We start from the raw sequence: 23,483 nt of genomic DNA on the forward strand, positions 1-23,483 counted from the left end.
GTTCAAATCAATTGGTATCTGAATTCCCGGCCACTTAAATGTCTTAACTGGCGCACACCAATCGAGATCTTCCTGCTTAATTTACGTCATTAAATTCGTTCAAGTTATTTCTTGCAATCTGCCTTTCTTTAAAGTATTTTTAGCATCATTAAGTGCTGTTGTTTTATTTTGCAAATTGTCATTTGCTTGGTTGAAAGCAGCCTGTGCCTTTTCCTTTGTAACTTGCTTAGCTTTGAGATCGGCATTTGCTTGAGCCAAACTATTATTAGCAGTCTTTTGTGCTGCTTGATCGTTTTTAACGGCTTGAGCAGCAGAATCAATGTCCGCCTTAGAAGGAGCGGCCTGTTGTGCCTTCGTAGCACTGTCGAGGTTGCTCTGCGCACTCGTAACGGCTTGTTGGGCCTGGGTGTTAGCAGCACTGGCCTGGTTAGCGACTTGTTGGGCATCGCTAACAGTCTTGTTTTGCGTCGTGACGGCTTGCTGGGCCTTGTCGGCGTTGGCCTGGGCGCTCTGCAAGTTGGCCGTTTGGGTGGTAACTTCCTGTTGAGCATTCTGAATGTCAGTAGCGGTGTTAGCAGTCGTTGCCACTACCGGAGTCGCATTGGTCGTGTCGGCGTGGACGTTTTGCTGCGTTGCCACAATTCCCAGTGTTGTTACCGCGAGCGTTGCGACCAGCCAGTTTTTACCGGCCTTGTAAAGCTTTTTATGTTCCTTCATTACAAAATCCTCCCTAAATGTTTTTTCGTGCCCTGGAAAATTTACATCGGGCAGTCAGCTGCATTTTAACACTAAAAGAATTGCTTGAGATGGCTTTTTCAGCGAAGAGTCTGCAACTTTCAGCTTCTGGTAATGAATTAAATAATAATTGGCTAGGGTGTATCCTTATAGATAAGGAAGTGATCGAATGATTTTACTGAGTGCCTGCCTCGCGGGTTTTAATGTTCGCTACGACGGCGGCAACGCCAGAAACGATTTAGCGGCGCAATTAGTGGCCCTAGGTCAAGCCGTCACAATTTGTCCCGAGGTGATGGGTGGTATGAGGACGCCCCGTGAACCCGCCGAAATTCAGGATGGCAATGGTGGGGATGTTATCGTCGGTCGGGCCCGGGTGGTCAATCGCCGTGGCGTGGACGTGACCAAGCAATATCTCCAGGGCGCCCAGCTCGCCCTGGGGATTGCCCAGCGTTACCATGTCCAGGCAGCTTTCTTGAAGCAGAAGAGTCCGGCCTGTGGGACCCAGCTGATTTACGATGGGCATTTCTCCGGACACAAGATTGCCGGAATAGGAGTGGCGGCGGCCCTACTGCGGCAGCACGGTATCCAGGTCTTTGGCGATGAGGAGCTCAGCCGGGAGCGGGTCCGTCCATGGGTGGATTCGGCGGTTTGGCCATTGCTTCTGGAAAATGGTCGATAAAGACACACCCGGCTTGATGTGTTACAATATTTGGGTAGTCCTGATAGAGAAGAGAGGAAAATAAATGGCTGATTCTATGCAGGTAGTGATTATTACGGGGATGAGCGGGGCCGGCAAGACCGTGGCTGTCCACAGCTTTGAAGACCTCGGCTACTTCGTGATTGACAACATGCTACCAAACTTGGCGGAGAAATTCGTCGACGTAATTAAAGACTCGGGCGAATTCGACAAGGTCGCCATGGTGATGGATCTGCGTTCGCGAGGCTTCCACGAACAGGTTCTGCCGAGCCTATTGAAGCTGCGCCAGCGCAAAGACCTGAGCGTGCGGCTGCTGTTTTTAGACGCGGACAACGTCACCCTGATTTCCCGGTATAAGGAAACTCGGCGGGCGCACCCGTTGGCACCGCAGGGACGCTTGCTGGACGGGGTGGAGCTCGAACGCAAGCTGCTGACCGAATTAAAGAGCCGGGCCGACGTGATCATTGACACCACCAAGTTGACGCCGCGCAACTTGAAGCTGCGGATCAACAAGCTCTTTGGCCACGGCGAGGGCAGCAATTTCTACATTGAAGTGATGTCCTTTGGCTTTAAGTATGGGTTGCCGCTGGACGCCGACATCGTGATGGACGTCCGTTTCTTGCCCAACCCGTTCTATATTCCAGAATTAAAGCACCAGACCGGTAATGACAAGTCGGTCCAGGATTATGTGATGAAGAGCTCGATTGCCCAAGACTTTTACAAGCATCTGATCGCCCTGCTCAAGAGCGCCATGCCTGGCTATATTAAGGAAGGCAAAAGCAGCTTGACCGTTGCGATTGGTTGTACGGGGGGCCAGCACCGTTCCGTCACCATTGCCAACCGTTTGGCGGGGGATCTCAAGGGGGCCGGCTATCAGGTTAACCTGATTCACCGGGACGTGGACAAGGCAAAGTAGGAAGGAAGAAGTTTAATGTTTCGAAAACCAAAGATTGTTGTGATCGGCGGTGGAACCGGCCTGCCGGTCATCTTACGGGGCTTGCGTGACAAAGACGTTGACGTCACTGCCGTCGTCACGGTTGCCGATGACGGGGGATCTTCAGGAATTCTGCGTAACTACATCAACGTGGTGCCGCCTGGTGATATTCGAAACGGCCTGGTGGCCCTGTCCGAGCTGCCTAAGCTGGAGCTCGATGTCTTCCAGTACCGCTTTAACAGTAACGATCAATTCTTCGCGGGGCACGCGATCGGCAACCTAATCATCTCGGCCTTGTCGGAGATGCAGGGAGGAATTTTCACCGCCGTCCAGGACCTCTCGGAGATGATGAAAATTCGCGGCCATATCTATCCGGTGGCCAACGAACCGCTGACGCTGAATGCCGAATTTATGGACGGGACCACCCTGAGCGGTGAGTCCGAGATCACGGCGGCCCACAAGCAGATTAAGCGGGTCTGGGTGACCCCAACCCACGATGGGGATGGGCACACCACCAAGCCGGTTCCAGAAGTGATCCAGGCAATTAAGGAAGCCGACCAGATCGTCCTCGGGCCCGGAAGTCTCTTCACCAGCATCCTGCCGAACCTGATGATCAAGGAGGTCGGCCAGGCCGTCTGCGAGAGCAAGGCCGAGGTCGTCTACATCTGCAACATCATGACGCAGAAGGGCGAGACCGACCACTTTACCGACGCCGATCACGTCCGGGTGCTCAACCAGCACCTCGGTCACAACTTTATCGATACGGTCCTGGTCAACATCCGACCGGTACCGAAAAACTACATTGATTTTCAGGAATGGAACGAAATTTCTCAGCCGGTTGGCCATGATTTCCAGGGCTTACGGGACCAAGGCTGCCGGGTGATTAGTTCCAACTTCCTGCGCCTCAAAGATAACGGGGCCTTTCACGATCGCGATCTGGTGGTGGCGGAGCTGATTAACCGTCTGCATCAGGTCCATGACTAGGAGGGATTTTTGTGTCGTACGCGAGTGATGTCAAAAAGGAATTAACCGCCATCAAAGTTCACCAGGATAATGCCAAGGCGGAACTGATGGCTCTGATCCGGATGAACGGGAGCATTGGCCTGGGTCAGGGGGGGCTGGTCCTCAACATCCAAACCGAAAACCCGGCCATTGCCCGCCGGATCTATTCCCTGCTCAAGGAGTTCTACCACGTCGAGAGTGAAATCGTAGTGCGGCGCAAGATGAAGCTGAAGAAGAACAACCAGTACATCGTTCGGCTGCGTAATTCGGCCCAGCACGTCCTCGACGACCTGGGAATTTTGCAGAACCTTCAGATCAAGGAGCGGGTGCCGCTGGAACTGCTAAAAGATGAGTGGATGGTCCGCTCTTACCTGCGAGGGGCCTTCTTGGCCGGTGGTTCGGTTAACAATCCAGAAACGTCACGCTACCATCTCGAGATCTATTCCTTATACGAGGAACACAACGAGATGATTGCCCAGATGATGAATAAGTTCGGCCTCAACGCCCAGACGACGGCTCGGCGCAGCGGCTTCATCGTCTACTTGAAGGAGGCCGAGAAGATTGCTGACTTCATGTCGCTGATCGGGGCGACGAATTCGATGCTTCAGTTTGAAAACGTCCGAATCGTTCGCGACATGCGCAATTCGGTCAATCGGCTGGTCAACTGCGAGAACGCCAACATGAATAAGATCGCCAACGCCTCGACCCGGCAGATTGAAAACATCCGTCTGATTGAATCACGGGTCGGCCTGCAAAGCCTGCCCGACAAGCTGCGGGAAATCGCCGAGACGCGGCTGGCCCACCAGGAGGTCAGTCTCAAGGAACTCGGTGAGCTGGTTCCGGGAGGGCCAATCTCAAAGTCGGGGGTTAACCACCGCCTGCGCAAGCTCAACGCCTATGCTGACGAGCTGCGGATGGGCAAAGCTGAATAAACTAAAAAAGGTGCAACCGTTGCTGGCTGCACCTTTTTTGATAGAAAAAAGCGTTTCGACCCAACGAGGAATTGAAACGCTTTTCATTTATGATTACTTCAGCTTGGAGTTGTTTTCCATTACTCCGTCAAGCAGGCCGTAATCAACGGCTTCTTGAGCGGTGAAGTAGTGGTCACGCTCCGTATCGTGCTGAATCTGCTCCAGGGATTGCCCAGAATTCTTGGCAAGGATGCCGTTCAGCATCTTCCGCGTCTTCAGGATTTCCGTGGCAGCAATTTCAATTTCGGTTTGCTGACCCTGAGCACCACCAGATGGCTGGTGAATCAGAACCTGAGAGTGTGGCAGACCGAACCGCTTGCCCTTGGTACCGGATGATACCAGGACACTGGCCATTGATGCTGCCATCCCGATCACGATCGTCTGCACGTCGGACTTGATGAAGTTCATCGTGTCGTAGATCGCCATCCCAGAGGTAACAACACCACCAGGAGAGTTAATGTATAAGTAAATGTCTTTGGTTGAGTCTTGCGCATCCAAGAATAACAGTTGCGCAACAATGGAATTAGCCATGTCGTCATTGATCGGACCAGAAAGCATGATGATCCGGTCCTTCAGAAGCCGTGAGTAAATGTCGTAAGCACGTTCGCCACGTGATGACTGCTCGACGACTGTTGGAACTAAGTTCATAGTGTGGCCTCCTTACTTAAATTAGCACACGCTAGCTGGTATTGCTAACGGATATTAATACTATAACCGATTGGTCAAAAAAGGTCAAATGATTTATTCTTTTATTTTAGATAAAAAGGGAGTGGGACAGAACTCGCCTGCGAGTTCGTCTTCCCACCCCCGCGAGGCTGGCTAGGCGTCCTGGACGTTGATTTATCAACGTTCAGGATCCAGCCAGCTACCGCGCTGTAGCATTTATAGCCATATAACAGCAAAGAGACTGGGTTAATTCCCAGCCTCTTGAGTAAATGTTCTAATTAAATTAGTTTACTTTTCGTTCAGGTTTTCGGCGAGCATGTCAAGCTCAGCGGCAGCGCTTTGTTGGTCCAGTTCCTTCCAATCAGCAGCGGTCTTGAATACGTTTAACTTACTAGTGTCTTCCATGATAAATACCTCCGATAAATTTTAGTTAGCTTTATTTGATAAATTAATTAATAGCCCCTTAAGAACACTTATACTGTACCGTATATTGGTCTGATTTGCAAGCGCCGATTTAACAATCTTTGTAAAGGGTTTTCATAAATTGGTCTAGTCAAGCTTCCTGAAGATACGACTAGAGTGATTGGGAACGTTTATCAATTTTAGTAAAAGAGTAAAAACTTTTTGATTTTTTATGTGCGTGAAGAATGGTCAATTAAAATCGGTAAGTGAAATTTGGCCAAGACTTGCTTTTTGGGACGGGGCCCGGTATAATTGGAACGTTAATTATTTTACGTTTGATATTAAAGGAGGCATATAACTCATGCGTAAAGCACACCCATACGGCGTACAAGGCCGTCGCCCAGTTGCTCCTAAGTACAAGCGAGCATTAAAAGAAAAGAAGATCGAAGCTATTCGTAAGTGGGCTAAGGAAAAGCCAGCTGACGAAAAGTAATTCGTTAATATGGAGAGCTATCAGCAATTGCTTGGTAGTTCTCTTTTTTCTTTCATTAAAATGGAATGGGGTGCGTGCAATGGAAAGCTTGATGAAGCGGGCAACGATTTGGTCAGGAATTGGCCTACTCACGCTGACGATTCTCTACCTGATCTTTTTACAGAAGGTTTTGCTCGGGCTCACGCTTACCTTTTTGGTAACCTTTTATCAGCTGGGGATGCGGCTCTTCGTGGGCAACGTGATCGAACCGCGGCTGAAGCTTGGCCAAGATTGGTGCTGGTTCAAGGTGAGCGCGGGCGAGCAGCGCCCTTACCGACTGCTGAAGGTAAAAAAGTGGAAAAACTATTTGCCAACCTATTCGCCAGAAAAGTATGACCTGCGCCGGCATTCGCTGTCCCAGCTTGTCCAGACGATGGTCGCCGCCGAGTTTGATCACGAATTGATGTTTGCCTTGACCTATCTGCCACTCGTCCTGATTGTGCCCTTTGGCGATCCGGCGATTTTTGTCAGCACGTCCGTTATCGTGAGCCTGGTTGAGCTGCCGTTCATTATTCTCCAGCGCTATAATCGTACGCGCCTACAGAAGCTTCTTCGTCGGCGAGAGGGACGTCAGCGTATGAAATGAAAATCAAAAAACGCAAAGGCCAAGTTCTCACCGGTCTTTGCGTTTTTGAAATCTGATTATTTGTAAATTAAGCCGCCATCAACCACAATCGCCTGACCATTTACGTAGTTGGCCTTGTCGCTGGTGAGGAATGAAACCACGTTAGCGATATCTTCCGGCTGGGCAGGACGCCGCAGAGCTACCTCGGCGCTCTTTTGCTTTGCTAACTCATCTGGCGAGATATGAAGCTGCTGGCTGTAGTTCTTTACGATCTGCTTCATCATCGGCGTCATTGTGTAACCTGGGCAATAGCAATTCGTGGTGATGCCGTACTTGCCGAATTCACGGGCCGCAGCTTGGGTCAGCGAACGGACAGCAAACTTGGTTGCGGAATAACCGCCATGGTTTGGTGAAACTTTGTAGCCACCGACCGATGAGGCGTTGATGATCTTGCCGGGGGTCCCTTGCTTGATGTACTGCGTGGCAGCGGCTTGGATGCCGAAGAGGACGCCCTTGATGTTAACGGCAATCAACTGGTCGAATTCTTCCTCTGTCATTTTAAGCAGCGGGTATTCTTTTGAAATCCCAGCGTTATTGATCATCACATCCAGTTGGCCAAACTCATTAACGGTTTGGCTAACCAGACTATCGACATCTTCCTTTTGTGAAACGTCTGCTTGAAAGGCCTTAACCTGGTTGTTAGCAAACTGGGCAGCGAATTGCTGGGCATTTGCCAAATTGTAGTCGCCAATTGCAACCTGGAAACCGTCTGCAACTAACTGATGAACGATCGAAGCTCCGATTCCCTTGGCACCACCGGTAACGATTGCAACTTTCTTCATTATGAATCATCCCTTCATTCTTTGATGACTCAATCATAATGAAAGAATCCAAGGAAGGCGTTACAATGCAAAGCCTAACTGTAATCCTTAAAGAGCAGCAATGATCCTGCCGAGCTGGCGATCGTAGTGATCCGCCTGGTCAAGGGTAATTGGAATATTGTTAGCAAGGGTATAGGTGAAGACCGTGATCAGATAACTGGCAATAATTTCGAGGTCCAAATCAGAAAAATAGTGTTCGCGGAAATAATGATACTTGATACTGACTTTGTACTTGTGAATAAAGGTGGGGGAGGGGTTAGTAACCAAAAACGCCTTAAAGGTTTCACGATTGGCCTGCAAGAAATTCCGCATTGCCTTTAAGTAGTGGGGATAGGAAGGATTAGCAAAGTCAAAGAATTTGAGTTGATAGCTTACGTGAAGCAAGTCGGCAACGAAATTACTCTCCAAGACCTCCTTAATCTCCCACGTGTTGCTAAAATAGCGATAGAAAGTCGGGCGGGAGATCTGTGCGTGCCGGCAAATTGCGGTAATCGAAATGTGTTCAAAATCCATTCGTTGGTATAAGTAAAGAAAAGCCTTGCTGATGGCCTGTTCAGTTGAGTTAAGGGAAACAGCATGACAGAGCTGGGATTGGTAAGGATTATTCATCGCCATGAAATGCCTCCTAATGCTTAATACTTACAAAATAAAACAGGGTGCCGGACAAAAAGTCACAGCACCCTGTTAAATAAAAAATGCGCCCCCCGGGAGTCGAACCCGGATCTCGAGAACCGGAATCTCACGTGCGATCCATTACACTAAGGGCGCAAAGTTAAGTTGTATTGCGTTGAACCAATCAACGTCTATTATAATATCTCAATTCTTTTTCCAATGCAACCATTATTTGAACTTTTTAATCAAGATAACGTTTTCACAAGAAAATGCGAAATTTCTAGGGCGATTGAATAGACTTTTGCTCGCAAGGTGAGTATTATAAGACTCGTAAGGTTTGTATCTTGCTTAGACTTATTACAATTTTCTCCCTTTTTAGAATCAATCCAATTGATTGGCGCCGAAAAGGGAATGTGATAAACTAAGCATGTGCACTAACTATGTTTTTCCTAAAGGAGGAAATTGCAGTATGACTGTAAAGATTGGTATTAATGGTTTCGGCCGTATTGGTCGTTTGGCATTCCGTCGTATTCACGAACTCAACACTGATGACATCGAAGTTGTTGCTATCAACGACTTGACTTCACCAGAAATGTTGGCTTACTTACTGAAGTACGACTCCACCCAGGGTCGTTTTGATGCTGAAGTTTCATCAAACGACAAGGGCATCGTCGTTGACGGTAAGGAATACCCTGTATACGCAGAACGTGACGCACGTAACATTCCTTGGGTAAAGAACGACGGTGTCGACTTTGTTCTTGAATGTACTGGTTTCTACACTTCTGCTGAAAAGTCACAAGCTCACCTGGACGCTGGTGCAAAGCGTGTTCTGATTTCCGCACCTGCCGGCAACATCCCAACTGTTGTTCCTGGTGTTAACCTGGACACTCTGAAGGCTGACGACAAGATCGTTTCTGCCGGTTCATGCACCACTAGCTGCCTGGCACCAATGGCATACTTCCTGAACAAGAACTTCGGTATCAAGGTTGGTACTATGACTACTGTTCACGCCTACACTGGTTCCCAAGCCGTTCTTGACCAACCACGTGGCAAGAAGTTCCGTAACAACCGTGCTGCCGCTGTGAACACTATTCCTCACTCTTCAGGTGCTGCTAAGGCTATTGGCCTGGTTATCCCTGAACTGAACGGTAAGCTTTCCGGTCACGCACAACGTGTTGCCGTTCCTACTGGTTCATTAACTGAACTTGTTACTGTTATGAACAAGAAGGTTACGGTCGACGAAGTTAACGACGTTATGAAGAAGGCTGCTGAAAACAACCCAGCATACGGTTACACTGAAGACCCAATCGTTTCATCCGACATCATCGGCTCAACCTTTGGTTCTGTCTTTGACCCATCCCAGACTGAAATCATGGAAGGCGAAGACGGTACTCAATTAGTTAAGACCGTTGCTTGGTACGACAACGAAAACGGCTTCACTTGCAACATGATTCGGACTCTGCTTCACTTTGCAAATCTGTAATCTGATTGCTTAAATAAGCTTTTTCAAAAGGTGGGAGGAGGAGACTCCAACCACCTTTTTTCTTAACAGAGAAGGAGGAAACATAATTCATGGCTAAGTTAACTGTTGAAGACCTGCCTTTAGAAGGTAAGAAGGTATTAATGCGGGTGGACTTCAATGTCCCGATTAGTGACGACGGTACGAAGGTTGAAGATGACAACCGGATCGTTGCTGCTCTGCCAACTATCAAGTACGTGATTGAGCACAACGGTAAGGCAATCCTGTTCTCTCACCTTGGCCGGATCAAGAAGGAAGAAGACAAGCCTGCGAAGTCATTGAAGGCCGTTGCAGAACGCCTGTCCAACCTGCTGAACAAGCCAGTTACCTTTGTTCCAGTAACGGAAGGCAAGCAGCTGGAAGATGCCATCAACGCAATGAACGATGGTGATGTTCTGCTGGTTCAAAACACCCGTTACGAAGACGTTAAGGATGGCGAATACGTCAAGCGCGAATCCGGCAACGATCCTGAACTGGGCAAGTACTGGGCTTCCCTTGGTGATGTCTTTATCAACGATGCCTTTGGTACTGCTCACCGGAAGCACGCTTCCAACGTCGGCATCGCTACTAACATGCCAGGCAAGGCTGCCGCTGGTTACCTGATGCAAAAGGAAATCAAGTTCTTGGGTAACGCCGTTGACAACCCAGAACGTCCATTCGTTGCCATCCTGGGTGGTGCGAAGGTTTCTGACAAGATCGGTGTGATTGACCACCTGCTGGAAAAGGCTGACAAGATCATCATCGGTGGTGGGATGGCTTACACCTTCTACGCTGCCAAGGGCATCAAGACTGGTGACTCCCTGGTTGAAAAGGACAAGATCGACGTTGCTAAGCAAATCCTTGACAAGGCCGGCGATAAGCTGGTTCTGCCAATCGACAACGTGGTCGCTGACAAGTTCGACAACGACGCCAACACCAAGGTTGTGGAAGGCGACATTGACGATGGCTGGATGGCATTAGACATCGGTCCAAAGTCCATTGCCGAATTCGAAAACGTTCTGAAGGATGCCAAGACGGTTGTTTGGAACGGCCCAATGGGTGTCTTTGAAAAGCCAAACTTTGCCAAGGGAACCCTTGAAATTGGTAAGTTCCTTGGTACCCTGAAGGATGCAACTACGATCGTCGGTGGTGGTGACTCCACGGCCGCTGTTAAGCAATTAGGCGTTGCTGACAAGCTGACCCACATCTCCACTGGTGGTGGTGCTTCACTGACCTACCTTGAAGGGAAGACTTTGCCAGGAATTGCTGCAATTTCTGATAAGTAATCTAAAATCATTTTAAGCGGAACATGCCAATGGTATGATTCCGCTTTTTTGAAAGGAGCGAGGATGATGCGGGTTCCGATGATTGCCGGAAACTGGAAAATGAACAAGACGGTCGATGAGGCGGTCAGCTTTGTCAACCAGATTAAGGGCCAATTGCCACCTGCCAATCAGCAGGAGACGGCACTAGCGGCGCCGACCCTGTCGCTGGTGCCGATGGTGCAGGCAGCTGTGGGTTCGCCCCTGAAGGTGATGGCAGAGAACTGTTACTACCAAGATGCGGGGGCCTTCACCGGTGAGACCAGCCCCCGGGCTCTCTACGCCGCCGGAATCCACCACGTCATTCTCGGCCATTCGGAGCGGCGGACTTATTTTCACGAGACCGACGAGCTGATCAATAAGAAAGTCAAAGCAGCCCTGAAAAACGGCCTGTGCCCGATCGTCTGTTGTGATGATACGATGGGCCGGCGAGTGGCCAATGACCAGAAGATTCACTGGGTGGTTAACCGGATCCTGGAGGACGTCAAGGACCTCAGCCAGGACGAGGTGGTCAAGGTAACGATCGCCTACGAACCGAGCTGGGCAATCGGCACCGGCCAGAGTGCCGATCCGAGCCAGGCGGAGGAGGGCTGCTAACTGATCCGCCAGACCATCGCCGACATGTACGGTGAGCAGATTGCCAACGAGGTCCGGATCCTTTACGGCGGCAGCGTGACGACCAAGAACGTCAACGCGTTGATGGCCAAGCCGGATATCGACGGGGCCCTCGTCGGGATCGCCAGCCTTGATCCGCAAACCTTTTTGCAAATCGTCAATCATTAGTGGCGAAAAGCTTGTTTTTAGTTGTGCAAGATAATACAATATTAAAGTGGAATGTATCCAAATAATAAGACAGAGGAGAGATTCATCAAATGTCACTTATTACAGATATTTACGCCCGTGAAGTTCTTGATTCACGTGGTAACCCAACCGTTGAAGCCGAAGTTTACACTGAGGCTGGCGGTGTTGGCCGTGGAATTGTTCCTTCAGGTGCTTCAACCGGTGAACACGAAGCCGTTGAATTGCGTGACGGCGACAAGGACCGTTTCGGCGGCAAGGGTGTTCTGAAGGCCGTTTCCAACGTTAACAACATCATTGCCAAGGAAATCGTCGGCATGGAAGTTACTGACCAAATCGCTATCGACAAGGCCATGATCAAGCTGGACGGTACGCCTAACAAGGGTAAGCTTGGTGCCAACGCTATCCTGTCCGTTTCATTAGCTGCTGCCCGTGCTGCTGCTGACGAACTGCAGGTTCCTTTGTACAACTACCTTGGCGGTTTCAACGCTCACGTTATGCCAACGCCAATGATGAACGTTATCAACGGTGGTGCTCACTCTGATAACAAGGTTGACTTCCAGGAATTCATGATCATGCCAGTTGGTGCACCAACTGTTCGTGAAGCTATTCGTTGGGGCTCAGAAACTTTCCACGCCCTGAAGAAGGAACTGGAAGACGCTGGTAAGGTAACTTCTGTTGGTGACGAAGGTGGATTTGCTCCTGACTTTGCTAACAACGCAGAACCATTCGAATACCTGATCAAGGCCATCAAGGACGCCGGTTACAAGCCAGGCAAGGACATTGCCATTGCCTTCGACGTTGCCGCTTCCGAACTGTGGGACAACGACACCAAGAAGTACAAGCTTCGTTGGTCCACTGGTGAAGAATACACCACTGACGAATGGATTGAATACCTGTCCGGGATCATTGAAAAGTACCCAATCGTTTCTGTTGAAGACCCAATCGACGAAAACAATTGGGATGACTGGGTAACCCTGACCAACAAGCTTGGTAAGAAGGTTCAACTGGTTGGTGATGACTTCTTCGTAACCAACACCGACTACCTGAAGAAGGGTATCCGCATGGGTGCTGCCAACTCCATCCTGATCAAGCTCAACCAGATCGGTACGCTGACCGAAACTGTTGAAGCTATTGAAATGGCTAAGGAAGCTGGCTACACTGCCATCGTTTCTCACCGTTCTGGTGAAACCGAAGACACGACCATCGCTGACCTGGTTGTTGCTACGAACGCCGGCCAGATCAAGACTGGCTCCATGAGCCGGACTGACCGTCTTGCTAAGTACAACCAGCTGATGCGGATCGAAGACCAACTTGGCGATGTTGCTCAATACAAGGGCATTCACTCATTCTACAACCTGAGTGAACAAGCTCGTCAAGACATCGAAAACCGTTAATTTATTAGCGATTGACGAAAGAGCTGTGACAAATTGTCACGGCTCTTTTTGTTTCCCGAGTTTTGATAACGCTTGCGCTAAAGATGTTATAATACCAAAAGAGTGCATTTGCCCAGCAGCACCAGCAGGTACACGGAATAAGGGGGAAATAACATGTCTCAAGACATTCAGGGAATTGCAGCCAGTGACGGCATCGGCATCGCGCCGGTCTATCTACTGACCCCGCCTGATTTATCGTATCAAAAACGACAGATTGACGATCCAACGCAGGAGTACCAGCGGGTCAAGCAGGCCTTTGCGGATTCCATCGCCGATCTTCAGCAGATCAAGGAAAATGCCAAAGAACGGCTCAGCGACAAGGAGCTGGATGTTTTTGATGCCCACATCACGATTCTGTCGGACCCAGAAATGCTTGGGCAAATCAGAAACGAAATCAATGATCTGCGGGTCAACGCGGAGGAGGCTGTGTCTAAGGTAACCGGTAACTTTGCGAACATGCTTGCGGCGATGCGGGATAATAAGTACATGCAGGAACGGGCGACCGACGTGCGGGACATCGCCCAGCGAACCCTCAGCCATCTGCTGGGCAAGGAATTGCCAAACTTGGCTGCAATTACCGAGCCGGTGATTATGGTGGCCCACGAATTGACCCCTTCGGATACCTCCCAGATGGATCCGCGGCTGATTAAGGGGATTGTTACCGACACCGGCGGCCGGACCAGCCACGCCGCCATCATGTCACGGACCCTGCGCATTCCGGCGGTGGTCGGCACCAACGTTATCACTGAGCAGGTCAGAAATGGTCAGCGGATGGTGGTTGACGGCTTGAGCGGCCACGTGATTGTTGATCCGTCGAATACCGAAATCAATGCGTACCGGCAAAAGGCGGCTGGTTACAGCGAACAGAGCGCGGAGTGGGCCCAGCTGGTCGATGCCCCATCCGTTTCCAAGGACGGCAAGCGATTCCACATCACCGCTAATATCGGCACCCCGGATGATGTCAACGACGTGATCAAGCAGGGGGCCGAGGGGATTGGTCTCTTCCGCTCCGAGTTTCTCTACATGGGCAGTGATCATCTGCCGACCGAGGACGAGCAGTTCGAGGCCTACCGGCGGGTGATCGTCAACATGCAGGGCAAGTGGGTGGTCGTCCGGACCCTGGATATCGGTGGGGACAAACCCCTGCCGTTTTTACCCTTGCCGCGGGAAATGAACCCCTTCCTTGGCTACCGGGCCATCCGGATTTGTCTGGATCACCCCGAGATTTTCAAGCCCCAGCTGCGGGCCCTGATCCGGGCCTCCCAATACGGACCGCTGTCGATCATGTTCCCGATGATTGCCACGGTCCAGGAGCTACGCAAGGCCAAGCGGATCTTTAACGATTGCAAGGAGGAACTCCAGGCAAAGCAGCCTGGCATTGGGGACGACATCCGTCTCGGAATGATGATTGAGATCCCGCTGGCGGCGGTCAATGCCGAAAAGATGGCCCGGGAGGTCGACTTCTTCAGCATCGGTACCAATGATCTCATCCAGTACAGTTTCGCGGCCGATCGGGGCAGTGACGCCGTGTCCTACCTCTACCAGCCGCTGAATCCGGCCTTCTTGAACCTGGTGCGGCACATCATCCTGGCCGGACACAAGTATGACATTCCGGTGGCAATGTGCGGTGAGATGGCCGGCGACAAGTGGGCGCTGCCGCTTTTAATGGGGATGGACCTGGATAACTATTCGATGTCCTCATCCGGCGTGCTGCGGACCCGGAGCATGATGAAGCACCTCGATACAACGGAATGCCGCCACGTGGTCAACGACGCCATTACCAATTGCTCCACCAGCCAAGAGGTCAAGTCCTTGGTGCGCAACAGTCTGAATATTAAATGAGTAGAGAGAGCCAAGCCGGACGAAGGCTTGGCTCTATTTTTATCTCCTGATAAGAAAAAACATGGAATTTGTGTCAGAAATGTCCTATAATCTGAAAAGCAAATAGGGAAAGGAATCTGATAACAATGAAAGATACTGCGCCAAAGCTCCGGCGGTCAATGACGGCGGGGCAGATGGAGATGATTTCTCTTGGTGGTGCGATCGGGGTCGGCCTCTTCATGGGGGCCACCTCGACAATCAAGTGGACCGGGCCGTCAGTGCTTTTGGCCTATGCCTTCGTCGGCCTGATCCTCTACATCGTGATGCGGGCACTCGGGGAGATGATTTATATCAACCCGGGAACGGGGTCCTTTGCGGATTATGCGACCGAATACGTCCATCCACTGGCCGGTTACCTCGCTAAGTGGGCCAACGTTTTTGAATACATTGTGGTCGGCATGTCCGAAGTGGTGGCAGCGACCGAGTATCTGAAGTACTGGTGGCCCCACATGCACACCTGGGTGGCCGGAATCGTAATCATCGTCTTCTTGGTCCTCGCTAACCTGGCGAGTGCCAAGGCCTATGGCTCCCTGGAGTTCTGGTTTGCGATGATCAAGGTGGTCACGATCATCTTCATGATCTTGCTGGGCTTCATGGTGATCTTCTTCGGCTTTGGCAACGGCGGACGCCCGACCGGCTTCTCCAACCTCTGGGCTCACGGCGGCTTCTTTACTGGCGGGGTCTCCGGCTTCTTCTTCTCAATGTCGATCATTGTCGGCTCCTATGAGGGAATCGAGCTGCTCGGCATTTCCGCCGGGGAGGTGGCGGATCCGCAAAAGGCGATCGTCAAGTCGGTCAAGTCGGTGCTTTTCCGGATCCTGATCTTTTACGTTGGGGCAATCTTTGTCATCGTCACGATCTACCCGTGGAACAAACTGAGCAGTGTTGGTTCACCCTTTGTTTCGACCTTTGCCAAAGTTGGGATCACGGCGGCCGCCTCGATCATAAACTTCGTGGTGCTGACCGCGGCCCTGTCCGGCGCCAACTCCGGAATTTACAGTTCCAGCCGGATGCTCTTCAAGTTGGCCCACGAGGGGGACGCGCCGAAGATCTTCGGCCGGCTCTCCAAGCGGGTGGTTCCCGACGCGGCGATCCTGGGAATCTCTGGCGGAATCCTGCTGGGCTTTATCATCGACATGGTGGCCTCAATTTACAGCAAGTCAACGGCCGACATGTTCGTGGTTGTCTTCTCGTCCTCCGTTTTGCCGGGGATGATCCCGTGGTTTGTGATTTTGTTGGCGGAAATGCGGTTCCGGCGCAACAATCCAGACCTGATGACCTACCACCCGTTTAAGCTGCCGCTTTACCCGTTCTCAAACTATTTTGCTTTCCTGATGCTGATCGTGATTGTGATCTTCATGTTCATCAACCCGGACACCCGGGTTTCGGTCATCGTCGGGGCGGCCGTACTGATCGTGGCAACCCTGGTCTACCTGGTGCGGCATCACGGTCAATTACAAACTAAATCCTAAACTTGCCTGTCCGGTCCGCGGAAATTTTTCGCGCGCCGGACAGTTTTGGTATAGAATGGTTTGGTCAAGTAATTTGAGGGAGAACGATATGCAGAAAATTCAGCACGATAGTCAAACTAAACAGCTTTTCCGCGCCATTCTGATTGGCCTCCTAGCGGGAATCGTGGTCAGCCTTTTCCGCCTCGCAATCCAGCACCTGCTGGAATTCGTTGGCTATAGCTTCCAGTACTTCCATACCCACCCAGTTTGGTTGATTCCCTGGGCGCTCGGCTCGATCATTCTGGCACTGGCTCTTGGAATCATGGCCCAGCGCAATCCCAATATCAAGGGTTCTGGGATTCCCCAGGTGGAAGGCCAGCTGACCAGCCAGTTCGATGAAAAATGGTGGCCGGTGCTCTGGCGCAAATTTGTTGGCGGGATCCTGGCAATCGGTTCCGGCCTCTACCTGGGACGGGAAGGCCCGTCAATCCAGCTCGGTGCCACCGTCGGCCAGGGGGTGGCGGAAACGATGCACGCCAACCAATTGGATCGGCAGGTCGGAATCGCCAGCGGGGCCGCGGCCGGGCTCTCAGCGGCCTTCAACGCGCCGATTGCCTCGACGATCTTCATCTTAGAGGAAGTCTACCATAACTTTTCGCCGGTGATCTGGTTGGCAACCTTTGTCTCGGCCCTCTGCTCCAACCTGGTCTCGATGGTTTTCTTCGGCCTGCACCCGGTCCTCGATGTGCCCTATAATCACATGCTGCCGACCAGGTACTACTGGCATTTGATCGTCCTCGGCCTTCTGCTCGGCCTCTTGGGGCGCTTCTACCAGCTGGTGATTTTGCGGCTGGGCAAGTGGACCGCTAAGCTGAAGTGGCTGCCACCGTTTGCCTACCCGGTCATCCCCTTCCTGTTGGTGATGCCGATTGCCTGGTACTGGCCGCAGACCCTTGGTGGGGGAAACCAGCTGATTGGACTGCTGCACCAGCTGCCGATTTCCCTCTGGCTCTTTGTCGGCCTCTTCGTGCTGCGCTTCGTCTTTTCAATGATTAGCTACGCCTCCCAGCTGCCCGGGGGGATCTTCCTGCCCATCCTGACTCTGGGGGCGGTCCTCGGGGCGGTTTATTGCGCCCTGATGGTTCAGTTGGGGCTCCTGCCGGCCCGCTATCTGCCGAACTTCGTCATTTACGCGATGGCCGGGTACTTTGCCTGCATCAGCAAGGCCCCCTTTACCGCCATTTTGCTGATCACCGAGATGGTCGGCTCCCTGGCCCACCTGATGCCGCTGGCAACGGTTTCGGTCATCGCCTATCTGGTCGTGGACTCACTGCACGGGGAGCCGGTCTACACGGCGATGTTTAACGCCTTCATCGGCAAGCACCCGCAGCGCTGTGAGCACAGTGCGACCGTGCCGGTGACGATTTACAAGGGGGCCGCCCTCGATGGCCGCCTGATCAGGGACTTCGATTGGCCAGCCAATAGCATTGTGACCCTGGTTTACCGCGGGGAGGATAAGCTGATTCCCAACGGCCAAACAAAGCTGATGGCCGGGGACACGATCCTGGTTCGGGCTAACTTTGCGCCCGATAAGCGTGCCTATCGTCAGATTATGAATGCGGCCCACCGAGCGGACGTATAGCAATCGCTGCCTGGTTATGTTATGATATTAAAGATATAGTGGGTAAGTATTAGGAGGAAGATTCCTTGTATAACACATTAATGACTTTATTTTTAATCGATTGCGTTGTGCTAATCGCCTGTGTCATGATGCAGCCAGCAAAGAACGATAACGATGCAATGTCTGCCCTGACCGGTGGTGCCGGTGACCTGTTCTCCCGGCGCAAGGCCCGGGGCTTTGAAGCGGTCATGCAAATTGTCACAACAATCTGTGGGGCGCTCTTCTTCATCCTGGCGTTGGCATTAGTTTACGTATCATCACATTAGACTTTCAGTTGTGTGCCCCCTGACCAGTTCCAGGGGGCTTTTTTCGTGAAGGGATGACTTAAGATGGAAAACTATGCGGGAGACTCTTTTTATTTCCGGGGCGGTCGGCAAGCCGTTGTATTGCTCCACGCCTATTCGGGCAATACCAACGATGTCCGGATGCTCGGCCGGGAACTGCAGCGCCACGGCTACACGGTACTGGGCCCGCTCTTTAGTGGTCACGGTGGCGATCCGGTGCGGATTTTGCAAAAGGGCAGTCCAGATGACTGGTGGGCAGACACGCAGCTGGCCATCCGGCGGTTGCGCGACAACGGCTTTACCCAAATTGCTGTTTTCGGCCTATCTTTGGGCGGATTGCTGGCGACGTGGGCATTGGAGGCCGACCCGGATTTAGCCGGTGGGGGTGTTTTTGCTTCGCCGATCACGACCTGGGGTGAATCCAACGTGCCGGAATACTTTCCGCGCTTAGCTGACAAATACTACCGACAGGTCAAAATGCCCGCGGACGAGGAAAAAGCCAAGTTGGCCTGGATTGACCAGCACCTGCCGGCCCAGCTAACGCAGATTCAGGAAATGGCCCATGATCTGGCCATCAACTTGGAAAAAATCAAGCAGCCGTTTTTCATCGGCCAGGGCGGCCAGGACGAAATGATTAACCCTGCTTCTGGTGAGCAGCTGGCGGAGCAATTGCGGGCGCAAGGTACTCCGGTCGACTACCATTTTTACCCGAAGGCCACGCACCTCTTAACGGTTAATTCGGCTCACCGTCAGCTCTTTGCGGACGTTACTAATTATCTACAAAATTTATTCGAGGTATCAAATGAACAATAAAGCAGATTTAGCAGAACAAATATTAAAATATTTACGCGATAACGCGGGGGTGAGTTACTCCGCCGAGCGGATTGCCTACCACTTTGGAATGGACAATGGCGACCAGTTCACGCCGGTGGTTCAGACTCTGGCCAAACTAGAGCGGGAGAAGAAGGTCCAGGTTACTGATCGGGGCGAATTTGAGGCCATCATTAAGCAGGAGCCACTGGTCGGGACCTTCCACGGCAACGACAAGGGCTTCGGTTTTGTTGACTACGATCCAGACCTGCCGGATATGTACATCAATCCCGACCACACCATGCACGCCCTAAACGGTGATCAGGTGGCGGTCAAGGTCCTGCGACCGGGCAAGCCGGGCAGTGACCAGGGGCCCGAGGGTCAGGTCACTGAAATTGTCGAGCATAATTACGAACGGGTCGTCGGTGAATTCAAGCAGGAGACCATCGGCAATTACATCGGTGAAATCCTGCTCAAGGACAAGAAGCTCAACACCTACCGCTTCTTCATTTCCGACCAGGGCCTCAAGCCACTCGATGGTCAGGTCGTTACGGCGACCGTCGCCACCTACCCGGACGACGAATCACCGAAGATCCTGACCGGGGCGGTTACCGAGGTCATCGGGGACAAGGACGAACCCGGCATCGACATTATGTCGGTCATCTACGCCCACGACGTTCCCCATGAATTCCCGCAAGAGGCAATCGACCAGGCTAACAAAATTCCAATGCACGTCCTGCCGGAAGAACGGGAAGGGCGCAAGGACATCACTGACCAGCCCTTGGTTACGATCGACGCCATCGAATCTAAGGACTTGGATGACGCTGTTGTTGCCTGGAAGCTGGGCAATGGTCACTACCACCTCGGGGTCCACATTGCCGACGTCAGCCACTACGTCAAGCCAGGAACGCCACTGGACAAGGAAGCCTTTAAACGGGGAACCTCGGTCTACCTGACCGACCGGGTGGTCCCAATGCTGCCGAAGCGCCTGTCAAACGGGATTTGTTCCTTGAACCCGGGCGAGGATCGGCTGGCAATGAGCTGTGAGATGGAAATCGACGAAAACGGGAAGATTGTTAACCACAAGATCTTCCCAAGCGTGATGCGTTCCCACGCCCGGATGACCTACAAGGCGGTTAACCGAATCCTCGAGGCCCACGATCAGAAGACGATTGACGAATACAAGGACCTCGTGCCGATGTTTGAAACGATGGGTGAGCTTCACCGGATCCTGCTGAAGAACCGGCACCGTCGCGGGGCGATCGACTTTGATGCACCGGAGGCTAAGATTATCGTTGACGACAAGGGGCACCCGATTGACATCCAATTGCGGGAACGGGGCCTGGCCGAGCGGATGATTGAGTCATTTATGTTGGCGGCCAATGAAACCGTTGCCGAGCACTACTTCAAGGAGAAGGTGCCCTTCCTCTACCGGATTCACGAAAAGCCGGATGAGGACCGGATCAAATCCTTTGTTGACTTCCTAAGCGTCTTTGGGATCACCGTCCACGGCGACGTTCACAACGTAAAGCCGAAGATGCTGCAGAACGTTCTGAAGCAAGTTGCCGGTAAGCCCGAAGAGCAGATGGTTCAGGTCATGATGCTGCGGAGTATGCAACAGGCCAAGTACTCTGACGAAGAGGTCGGGCACTTCGGCCTGGGTGCCCCATACTACACCCACTTCACCTCACCAATTCGGCGTTACCCTGACGACACGGTGCACCGCCTGATCAAGTGGTACCACGAGCACGGCAAGGGTGAAAAGGCTAAGGCTCACTGGCGTGACAAGCTGCCGGTAATCGCCGAGCACACTTCGGTCACCGAGCGACGGGGCATTGACACCGAGCGGGACGTCGACAGCATGAAGAAGGCAGAATACATGGAGGACCACATCGGCGAGACCTTTGACGCTGTGGTCAGCTCCGTGATGAAGTTCGGTCTCTTTGTCGAATTGCCGAACACCGTCGAGGGTCTGATTCACATCAGCGTGATGGATGACGACTACTACGAATACTCCGAAAAGCACATGGCCCTGATCGGCCGCAAGACACACCGGATTTTCCAGATCGGCCAGCCAATCCAGGTCAAACTGATCCGGGTAGATAAGGACCTGCGCGAGGTCGACTTTAAGCTGGTTCACCCGGAGAACACGCCAACCACCAAGATCCGGATCCCGCATGATGATCACCGCGGTGGTCGGCGGCGTGGTGGCAATAATAACCATGGTCGCAATAACAATCGTCGCGATGGCGGGGCCCACAATGGTCACGTCAACAATCGGCAGATCAACCGGGGCCAAAGTCGGCACCACAATAACTCCCGGGATCACCACCAGGAGGGACGACGGAACCGGCGTCACTAAAATAATGGAGGGATAAGATGGCAAAGAAATCCCAACAAAAGAACAACGATAATTTAATTGCCCAAAATAAAAAGGCCCGCCACGATTACTTCGTGACGGACACCTACGAGGCGGGACTGGTGCTGACCGGGACCGAGATCAAGTCGGTCCGGGCGCACCGGGTCAACCTCAAGGATGGTTTTGCCCAGGTCAGAAATGGCGAGGCCTGGCTGATGAACGTTCACATCAGCGAGTACGACAACGGAACCTACTTCAACCAGGACCCATTGCGCAACCGCAAGCTGCTCCTGCATAAAAAGGAGATTCACAAGCTGACCGGCGAGCTGCAGAACAAGGGGGTCACCCTGGTTCCGCTGAAGATGTACATCAAGCACGGCTATGCCAAGGTTCTGCTGGGGGTTGCCAAGGGGAAACACCAGTACGATAAGCGTGAAGACATTAAGCGCCGCGAGCAGAATCGCGAGATCGAGCGGGTAATGAAACATTATTAATCAAAAAGGATCAAGCACGAGAAATGCTTGATCCTTTTGTTTTAGTATAAAACGTCCGAGTGACTTCGGCGCAGGCTGATCCCCATGCCAAGGTCGCCGCATGTCTGTGGATTGCGGAAACGCAGGCGCCCGGGTTCGCGCTGACCGCGGCGGGCCCAGTGGTCAAGAACGCTGGCGATGAGAATTGCTAACGGCTCTTCTTCCTGGTGTTCAACGGTCAGTTCATGGTAGTAATTAGAAGTTAATTCGACGGGCTGGATGGAGAAGACCTTGTGGCTCCCCTGAAAGACCCGGTAACGGCCGGCAAGGGGTGAGCCAACGATGATCCAGTTGAGGCCCCGGATATAGATCACCTGGCGGACAAAACCGAGGGATTTACCGACGGTGCCGACCTTTTCTCGGTTGACGTAAAGGGAAAACTTAGGTAAGAGCCCGAGCGATTGTTGCTTGACCTCGGCGAGCAGCTCCCCGCTGATGGCATAAAGGGAGAGGACGTCGAGACGCATTCCCCACTTGCCAACCAGCAGGTAGCACGACCGTCCCTGGTGGTCGCGGATGACGGTCGTGCCGTGAAGATCCGTGGCGTGGTCACGAAGATAGAGTTTGCGCATAATTTCACCACCATTCTGCCTATTCAATAATATTTTACCAGTTTATTGTAAAATTGCCTACCGACAAAGCGTTTTCATTTTGGCGAGCAGAGCGGGGACAGATATGCTAAAATAAGGAACGAGGTGCTGATAGTCATGAAACAATTAATTCATAATGACTGGTGGGGTGTTCTAGAACCACAGTTTGAAAGTGCATATTATGCGCAGCTACGCCGGTTTTTAAAGGAAGAATATTCGCATTACACGGTTTATCCGGAGATGCACCATATTTTTGAGGCCTTCGAGTGGACGCCATTCCATAAGGTCAAGGTCGTCATTCTCGGCCAGGATCCTTACCATGGCCCACATCAGGCCCACGGCTGCAGCTTTTCAGTGCTGCCCGGGGTGCCGGTGCCGCCATCCTTGCAGAATATTTACAAGGAACTACAAAACGACGTCGGCTGCACGCCCGTTAATCACGGCTACCTGAAAAAGTGGGCCGACCAGGGTGTGTTGCTTTTGAATTCGGTTCTGACGGTCCGCGATGGCCAGGCCTTTTCCCACAAGGGGCACGGTTGGGAACAGCTGACGGATGCGGCAATCCATGCTTTATCCGAGCGTCCCAAGCCGGTAATCTTTATCCTGTGGGGACGGGCTGCGCGGGACAAGAAGAAGCTGATCAACCTGAATACCAATATTGTTCTCGAATCGGCCCACCCGAGTCCGCTTTCGGCTAATCGGGGATTCTTTGGCTCCCGGCCATTTTCTAAGACCAATGAGGCACTTCAGGCAATGGGAGAAGAGCCGATTGATTGGCAATTACCGGCCCAGCCGGTGGTTGACGAGCTAGTAGCAAACTAGGATTGTAGATACTTAATAATC

General features: G+C 52.1%; 22 protein-coding genes, 1 tRNA gene and 1 pseudogene. 18 read left to right on the forward strand and 6 right to left on the reverse strand.

Going from position 1 to position 23,483, the window contains the following annotated elements; all coding sequences use genetic code 11:
* Positions 1-99: 99 nt before the first annotated feature.
* Positions 100-717, reverse strand: a complete 618-nt coding sequence (locus OCT58_RS02565) for a KxYKxGKxW signal peptide domain-containing protein (protein ID WP_267201280.1) — start codon at positions 715-717, stop codon at positions 100-102.
* Positions 718-904: 187 nt separating this feature from the next.
* Here OCT58_RS02565 and OCT58_RS02570 point away from each other — a divergent pair, with 187 nt between their 5' ends.
* The 4 genes from OCT58_RS02570 to whiA all read left to right on the forward strand — a co-directional run bounded on the left by OCT58_RS02570 (position 905) and on the right by whiA (position 4,300).
* The gene (locus OCT58_RS02570; protein ID WP_267201281.1) at positions 905-1,414 is read left to right on the forward strand and encodes a 2-thiouracil desulfurase family protein; all 510 of its coding nucleotides are present in this window, start codon (positions 905-907) and stop codon (positions 1,412-1,414) included.
* A gap of 64 nt (positions 1,415-1,478) precedes the next feature.
* A complete protein-coding gene (gene rapZ, locus OCT58_RS02575; protein ID WP_267201282.1) occupies positions 1,479-2,348 on the forward strand; it encodes an RNase adapter RapZ in 870 nt (289 codons plus the stop codon).
* A 15-nt stretch (positions 2,349-2,363) separates the two neighbouring features.
* Positions 2,364-3,350, forward strand: a complete 987-nt coding sequence (locus OCT58_RS02580) for a gluconeogenesis factor YvcK family protein (protein WP_267201283.1) — start codon at positions 2,364-2,366, stop codon at positions 3,348-3,350.
* A gap of 11 nt (positions 3,351-3,361) precedes the next feature.
* A complete protein-coding gene (gene whiA, locus OCT58_RS02585; RefSeq protein WP_267201284.1) occupies positions 3,362-4,300 on the forward strand; it encodes a DNA-binding protein WhiA in 939 nt (312 codons plus the stop codon).
* A gap of 93 nt (positions 4,301-4,393) precedes the next feature.
* Here the strand turns inward: whiA and clpP are convergent, their stop codons facing one another.
* Entirely contained in the window at positions 4,394-4,987 is a 594-nt protein-coding gene (clpP, locus tag OCT58_RS02590) for an ATP-dependent Clp endopeptidase proteolytic subunit ClpP (protein ID WP_267201285.1), read from the reverse strand.
* 781 nt (positions 4,988-5,768) lie between these two features.
* On the opposite strand from clpP, the gene OCT58_RS02595 reads away from it, so the two are divergent.
* Entirely contained in the window at positions 5,769-5,900 is a 132-nt protein-coding gene (locus OCT58_RS02595) for a hypothetical protein (RefSeq protein ID WP_263851300.1), read from the forward strand.
* 79 nt (positions 5,901-5,979) lie between these two features.
* Positions 5,980-6,525: a glycosyl-4,4'-diaponeurosporenoate acyltransferase CrtO family protein gene (locus OCT58_RS02600; RefSeq protein ID WP_267201286.1), complete on the forward strand. Its 546-nt coding sequence runs from the start codon at positions 5,980-5,982 to the stop codon at positions 6,523-6,525.
* 56 nt (positions 6,526-6,581) lie between these two features.
* Here OCT58_RS02600 and OCT58_RS02605 read toward each other — a convergent pair whose 3' ends face one another.
* The 3 genes from OCT58_RS02605 to OCT58_RS02615 all read right to left on the reverse strand — a co-directional run bounded on the left by OCT58_RS02605 (position 6,582) and on the right by OCT58_RS02615 (position 8,153).
* Positions 6,582-7,346, reverse strand: coding sequence for a glucose 1-dehydrogenase (locus OCT58_RS02605; RefSeq protein WP_267201287.1), 765 nt, complete (start codon positions 7,344-7,346; stop codon positions 6,582-6,584).
* Positions 7,347-7,433: 87 nt separating this feature from the next.
* On the reverse strand, positions 7,434-8,000 hold the full coding sequence (locus OCT58_RS02610) for a TetR/AcrR family transcriptional regulator (RefSeq protein WP_267201288.1): 567 nt from the start codon (positions 7,998-8,000) through the stop codon (positions 7,434-7,436).
* Between the two features lie 81 nt (positions 8,001-8,081).
* Positions 8,082-8,153, reverse strand: a tRNA-Arg gene (locus tag OCT58_RS02615).
* A 313-nt stretch (positions 8,154-8,466) separates the two neighbouring features.
* On the opposite strand from OCT58_RS02615, the gene gap reads away from it, so the two are divergent.
* From gap to smpB, 11 genes and pseudogenes are all read left to right on the forward strand, one after another.
* A complete protein-coding gene (gene gap / locus OCT58_RS02620; RefSeq protein WP_267201289.1) occupies positions 8,467-9,480 on the forward strand; it encodes a type I glyceraldehyde-3-phosphate dehydrogenase in 1,014 nt (337 codons plus the stop codon).
* Between the two features lie 89 nt (positions 9,481-9,569).
* Positions 9,570-10,781 carry a phosphoglycerate kinase gene (locus OCT58_RS02625; protein WP_267201290.1) on the forward strand — a complete coding sequence of 404 codons (1,212 nt, stop codon included), beginning with the start codon at positions 9,570-9,572 and terminating at the stop codon, positions 10,779-10,781.
* Positions 10,782-10,847: 66 nt separating this feature from the next.
* Positions 10,848-11,600: pseudogene (gene tpiA, locus OCT58_RS02630) on the forward strand (triose-phosphate isomerase).
* Positions 11,601-11,689: 89 nt separating this feature from the next.
* A complete protein-coding gene (gene eno / locus OCT58_RS02635) occupies positions 11,690-13,012 on the forward strand; it encodes a phosphopyruvate hydratase (protein WP_267201291.1) in 1,323 nt (440 codons plus the stop codon).
* Between the two features lie 153 nt (positions 13,013-13,165).
* Positions 13,166-14,893: a phosphoenolpyruvate--protein phosphotransferase gene (ptsP, locus tag OCT58_RS02640; protein WP_267201292.1), complete on the forward strand. Its 1,728-nt coding sequence runs from the start codon at positions 13,166-13,168 to the stop codon at positions 14,891-14,893.
* A gap of 125 nt (positions 14,894-15,018) precedes the next feature.
* Positions 15,019-16,404: an amino acid permease gene (locus OCT58_RS02645; RefSeq protein WP_267201294.1), complete on the forward strand. Its 1,386-nt coding sequence runs from the start codon at positions 15,019-15,021 to the stop codon at positions 16,402-16,404.
* A gap of 88 nt (positions 16,405-16,492) precedes the next feature.
* Positions 16,493-18,025 (forward strand): ClC family H(+)/Cl(-) exchange transporter, encoded by a 1,533-nt coding sequence (locus OCT58_RS02650; protein ID WP_267201295.1) that lies wholly within the window; start codon positions 16,493-16,495, stop codon positions 18,023-18,025.
* A gap of 65 nt (positions 18,026-18,090) precedes the next feature.
* Positions 18,091-18,330 (forward strand): preprotein translocase subunit SecG, encoded by a 240-nt coding sequence (gene secG / locus OCT58_RS02655; protein WP_057806936.1) that lies wholly within the window; start codon positions 18,091-18,093, stop codon positions 18,328-18,330.
* Between the two features lie 63 nt (positions 18,331-18,393).
* Positions 18,394-19,161 carry an alpha/beta hydrolase gene (locus tag OCT58_RS02660; RefSeq protein WP_267201296.1) on the forward strand — a complete coding sequence of 256 codons (768 nt, stop codon included), beginning with the start codon at positions 18,394-18,396 and terminating at the stop codon, positions 19,159-19,161.
* A complete protein-coding gene (rnr, locus tag OCT58_RS02665) occupies positions 19,151-21,520 on the forward strand; it encodes a ribonuclease R (protein ID WP_267201297.1) in 2,370 nt (789 codons plus the stop codon). Before OCT58_RS02660 ends, rnr begins: the two co-directional genes overlap by 11 nt.
* A 17-nt stretch (positions 21,521-21,537) precedes the next feature.
* Positions 21,538-22,011, forward strand: a complete 474-nt coding sequence (smpB, locus tag OCT58_RS02670) for an SsrA-binding protein SmpB (RefSeq protein WP_267201298.1) — start codon at positions 21,538-21,540, stop codon at positions 22,009-22,011.
* Between the two features lie 41 nt (positions 22,012-22,052).
* Here smpB and OCT58_RS02675 read toward each other — a convergent pair whose 3' ends face one another.
* Positions 22,053-22,622, reverse strand: coding sequence for an LURP-one-related/scramblase family protein (locus tag OCT58_RS02675; protein WP_267201299.1), 570 nt, complete (start codon positions 22,620-22,622; stop codon positions 22,053-22,055).
* A 135-nt stretch (positions 22,623-22,757) separates the two neighbouring features.
* Here OCT58_RS02675 and OCT58_RS02680 point away from each other — a divergent pair, with 135 nt between their 5' ends.
* Entirely contained in the window at positions 22,758-23,462 is a 705-nt protein-coding gene (locus tag OCT58_RS02680; protein ID WP_267201300.1) for a uracil-DNA glycosylase, read from the forward strand.
* Positions 23,463-23,483: the final 21 nt, after the last annotated feature.

This window comes from Limosilactobacillus kribbianus (assembly GCF_026413145.1).
Lineage (GTDB): Bacteria > Bacillota > Bacilli > Lactobacillales > Lactobacillaceae > Limosilactobacillus > Limosilactobacillus kribbianus.